Here is a 2,594-nt window from a genome sequence, read left to right as displayed (position 1 = left end):
TTTATCAACAAAATAATCCATCATTTCTTTTATTATTTTAAAGTTAAATAACACTAAAACAATAAAAAGTGCAATTAGCGTCCATTCAAATCCCAAAATTGTTTGATATGTTTTCTCAAACGCATCATTAGATTTATAGTTAATACCATAAATATTTTTACAATAATCATTGACATCTTCATATAAATCAAAATTATTGAAAATTATATTAAAATAACAATTTTCATCTAAATCTATATTACAATTTTCCACATTTACAATAAAAGAATAATTATAAATATCTATCGGAAACATACCGGCAACAATATAATCAGTTTCTCCATTGAAAGTGTATAACTTTACAATGCTACCAATATTTATATTAAACCTTTCCGCAAAAGTATTACATATAATAATACTATTATTTTGTAAATTATCAATTTGAAAATTCTTTTCTGCAAATTTTTTAAAACCTGAGTTGTAATAAAATGACGTTCCGCAATAAGCATTTTCACGCGCTGAAACATTTTCGAAATTTTCAAAATCAAAATAAGGATATTCGTTTTCTTCAAAAACAGTCGTCAAAAAAATATTTTCAATTTGAAAAATCATATCTTTATTATCGTAATATTCACAATTTTTGATTTTTTTTGTCTCCGATATTGTAATTTCTGCCGAAGTGGATAATGTCCCATAAGTTTGATATAAACTTGTTTTTACAGAAAAAACCAATAGTAAAGTTTCACACATTACAATGTAAATCAAAATGAAAACCATTAAACTGAAACTTAAATATTTAAAGCAATTTTTTAATTCCCATTTTATTAATTTAAACATTTTTTACTTATTAAAAATATCAGAGATGATTTGACCATCTTTAAGCGTTACAATCCTTTCAGCCATTTGAAACTCCAACGGATTATGCGATACTAAAATAACAGTGTTACCTTGTTGATGAAAATTTTTTAACAATTCCATAATAATTTTTCCGTTTTTTGTGTCCAAGTTGCCACATGGCTCATCTGCAAAAACAATATTTGGATTTTGTATAAAGGCTCGCGCTATACAACATCTTTGCATTTCCCCACCGGAAAGAGTTTTTGCTTTGCAACATAATTTATTAAATAATCCAACATGTCGCGCTATTTTTTCAACTTTCTCACCTACTTTATCTTTTTTCTCCTTAGATATTAGAAGCGGTAATGCAATATTTTGAAAGACCGTATAATTCGGCTCTAAAAAAAATTGCTGAAATATAAAACCTATTTCATGCTGTCTAAACTTTGCCCGCTCTTTATTTGTAAAATCAGATAAGTCTTTGCCGTTTATAATAACTTTTCCGGTTGTCGGTATATCTAATCCGCTCATTATACTCAATAATGTACTTTTCCCACTGCCGCTTTCTCCTGTTATAGACAAAAATTGCCTTTCCGGCACGACAATGTCAATACCGGAAAGTGCAACATTTGTAAAGAATTTTTTTGTAATATTCTCAAGCTCTATCATTTATTTCAGATAATCATAGCCTGCATAACTTAAATAATTCACACTATCATATTCGTCATATACAATGTATGAAAAACCGCAACCGTAACCGGCTATATTGACACTTCCACTCGTAAGATAAGTACCCGCACCGTGACGAACCGCATAAATTACACGTTCAATTCCATCAGTACACCGTACTCTTGCATACCATAAATCACCTGCTTTTTGTGCCAGAGTAATTTCTTGACTCTCAAAACGATATGTATTTCCTTCCGCATATATACTCCCATTCACATTTGCCTTTAAAGAATCATTCGCATTTGTAACATAAATTGTTTCTCTGCGTTCATCCTCATGCCCTGCAACATCAATTACATAAGAACCGTCTGAATCCGGATCACTACATGAAACTAATCCTAATGTAACTACACATAATAATGTAATACATACAAATAAGTTAACCATTTTCATTACTTTATTGCGCTTCATAATATAAATCTCTCATTAATAATTATTTATAATATTCGTATTTGAAGCACGAAAACCAATTTACGGCGCCGTAGTTCTCGCCCACTTCTCCTACTAAATTATATTCACTGATTGTTTCGGTTTTTAACGTTTTACCTATAATTGCTCTTCTACCAAACAATCTTACTGTCGATGTGTCTTCATCCTTTTTTATCGATAAATCCGTTACCCATATATTTCCACCTATTTGTTCAAAAGTATAAACTTTTCTCTCTATTTCAAAAATATTGTTTTCATCATCTAATATTTCACCATATATTTCAGCAACAAATTCGTTTTTATTTGATTTTTGTACTTCCATATAAACAGTTTTTTGCAAATCACCATTTATATCGTTCAATATATAATCATATTTTTGAATTTTTACATCTCCGCAACCTAAAAGAGAAATAAACGAAATAAATAACAAAATTGCAACAAAAAACTTATAATTTTTTTTCATTTTTTTAATCTAATACCTCAATCACGCAATACATTTCAAACGTATCATACTTTTACGATTGCACACTGCGAAGCGCACATTTAATCGTATCATGTATCTCCTATATAAATTTTTAGAAAGCAAGTTTTCCTTAACTTTCTGATTAAGTATATCATAC

General features: G+C 29.0%; 4 protein-coding genes. All 4 read right to left on the bottom strand.

The window, feature by feature from the left end; genetic code table 11:
• Nucleotides 1–816: hypothetical protein (locus ACMUOV_RS00635; RefSeq protein ID WP_413852780.1), on the bottom strand; the 816-nt coding region annotated here is incomplete at its 3' end.
• 3 nt (nucleotides 817–819) lie between these two features.
• Nucleotides 820–1,485 carry an ABC transporter ATP-binding protein gene (locus ACMUOV_RS00630; RefSeq protein WP_413852778.1) on the bottom strand — a complete coding sequence of 222 codons (666 nt, stop codon included), beginning with the start codon at nucleotides 1,483–1,485 and terminating at the stop codon, nucleotides 820–822.
• A complete protein-coding gene (locus tag ACMUOV_RS00625; protein WP_413852776.1) occupies nucleotides 1,486–1,956 on the bottom strand; it encodes a hypothetical protein in 471 nt (156 codons plus the stop codon).
• Nucleotides 1,957–1,978: 22 nt separating this feature from the next.
• Entirely contained in the window at nucleotides 1,979–2,437 is a 459-nt protein-coding gene (locus tag ACMUOV_RS00620; RefSeq protein ID WP_413852774.1) for a hypothetical protein, read from the bottom strand.
• Nucleotides 2,438–2,594 lie beyond the last annotated feature (157 nt).

Source organism: Candidatus Ruminimicrobium bovinum (genome assembly GCF_902760015.1).
Classification (GTDB): Bacteria; Elusimicrobiota; Endomicrobiia; order Endomicrobiales; family Endomicrobiaceae; genus Ruminimicrobium; species Ruminimicrobium bovinum.
Note: the sequence above shows the minus strand (reverse complement) of the source record. Positions and strands in the feature narration are given on the sequence as shown.

Coding starts and splice junctions, on each gene's coding strand:
- ACMUOV_RS00620 (WP_413852774.1), bottom strand. CDS start 2,437: ATGAAAAAAAATTATAAGTTTTTTGTTGCAATTTTGTTATTTATTTCG.
- ACMUOV_RS00630 (WP_413852778.1), bottom strand. CDS start 1,485: ATGATAGAGCTTGAGAATATTACAAAAAAATTCTTTACAAATGTTGCA.
- ACMUOV_RS00625 (WP_413852776.1), bottom strand. CDS start 1,956: ATGAAGCGCAATAAAGTAATGAAAATGGTTAACTTATTTGTATGTATT.